The sequence below is a fragment of the Streptomyces sp. URMC 124 genome (assembly GCF_051386455.1).
Lineage (GTDB): Bacteria > Actinomycetota > Actinomycetes > Streptomycetales > Streptomycetaceae > Streptomyces.
The window spans coordinates 1-1,851 of the sequence record NZ_JBPQTS010000316.1 but is presented as its reverse complement, the minus strand read 5'-3'; the positions used below and the strand labels follow the sequence as shown (position 1 = coordinate 1,851).

The 1,851-nt window shown below is 57.4% G+C and carries 1 rRNA gene; it reads right to left on the bottom strand.

From position 1 onward, the window contains the following. Positions 1-21 precede the first annotated feature (21 nt). Positions 22-1,851: ribosomal RNA gene (locus tag ACSNOG_RS32625) — 23S ribosomal RNA — on the bottom strand; the annotation flags it as partial.

Genomic DNA, 1,851 nt, shown 5'->3' with positions numbered 1-1,851 from the left:
ACACAGTGGACGCGAGCAACTGAGGACAAGCCCTCGGCCTATTAGTACCAGTCAGCTCCAACCGTTACCGGTCTTCCACACCTGGCCTATCAACCCAGTCGTCTACTGGGAGCCTTACCCCATCAAGTGGGTGGGAGTCCTCATCTCGAAGCAGGCTTCCCGCTTAGATGCTTTCAGCGGTTATCCCTCCCGAACGTAGCCAACCAGCCATGCCCTTGGCAGGACAACTGGCACACCAGAGGTTCGTCCGTCCCGGTCCTCTCGTACTAGGGACAGCCCTTCTCAAGACTCCTACGCGCACAGCGGATAGGGACCGAACTGTCTCACGACGTTCTAAACCCAGCTCGCGTACCGCTTTAATGGGCGAACAGCCCAACCCTTGGGACCGACTCCAGCCCCAGGATGCGACGAGCCGACATCGAGGTGCCAAACCATCCCGTCGATATGGACTCTTGGGGAAGATCAGCCTGTTATCCCCGGGGTACCTTTTATCCGTTGAGCGACGGCGCTTCCACAAGCCACCGCCGGATCACTAGTCCCGACTTTCGTCCCTGCTCGACCCGTCGGTCTCACAGTCAAGCTCCCTTGTGCACTTACACTCAACACCTGATTGCCAACCAGGCTGAGGGAACCTTTGGGCGCCTCCGTTACCCTTTAGGAGGCAACCGCCCCAGTTAAACTACCCACCAGACACTGTCCCTGATCCGGATCACGGACCCAGGTTAGACATCCAGCACGACCAGAGTGGTATTTCAACGACGACTCCACCATGGCTGGCGCCACGGCTTCACAGTCTCCCACCTATCCTACACAAGCCGAACCGAACACCAATATCAAGCTATAGTAAAGGTCCCGGGGTCTTTCCGTCCTGCTGCGCGAAACGAGCATCTTTACTCGTAGTGCAATTTCACCGGGCCTATGGTTGAGACAGTCGAGAAGTCGTTACGCCATTCGTGCAGGTCGGAACTTACCCGACAAGGAATTTCGCTACCTTAGGATGGTTATAGTTACCACCGCCGTTTACTGGCGCTTAAGTTCTCAGCTTCGCCCCACCGAAATGGAGCTAACCGGTCCCCTTAACGTTCCAGCACCGGGCAGGCGTCAGTCCGTATACATCGCCTTACGGCTTCGCACGGACCTGTGTTTTTAGTAAACAGTCGCTTCTCGCTGGTCTCTGCGGCCACCCCCAGCTCAGAGTGCAAGACTCATCACCGGAAATGGCCCCCCTTCTCCCGAAGTTACGGGGGCATTTTGCCGAGTTCCTTAACCATAGTTCACCCGAACGCCTCGGTATTCTCTACCTGACCACCTGAGTCGGTTTAGGGTACGGGCCGCCATGAAACTCGCTAGAGGCTTTTCTCGACAGCATAGGATCATCCACTTCACCACAATCGGCTCGGCATCAGGTCTCAGCCTTCACGTGTGACGGATTTGCCTACCACACGGCCTACACCCTTACCCCGGGACAACCACCGCCCGGGCTGGACTACCTTCCTGCGTCACCCCATCGCTTACCTACTACCACCTTGGGTCAGCGGCTCCACCACTCCCCTTTCCCCGAAGGGTCCAGGGCGGCTTCACGGCCTTAGCATTAATGGATTCGATATTGGGCGTTTCAAAGCGGGTACCGGAATATCAACCGGTTGTCCATCGACTACGCCTGTCGGCCTCGCCTTAGGTCCCGACTTACCCTGGGCAGATCAGCTTGACCCAGGAACCCTTAGTCAATCGGCGCACACGTTTCCCACGTGTGTATCGCTACTCATGCCTGCATTCTCACTCGTGAACCGTCCACAACTCGCTTCCGCGGCTGCTTCACCCGGCACACGACGCTCCCCTACCCATCCCAGC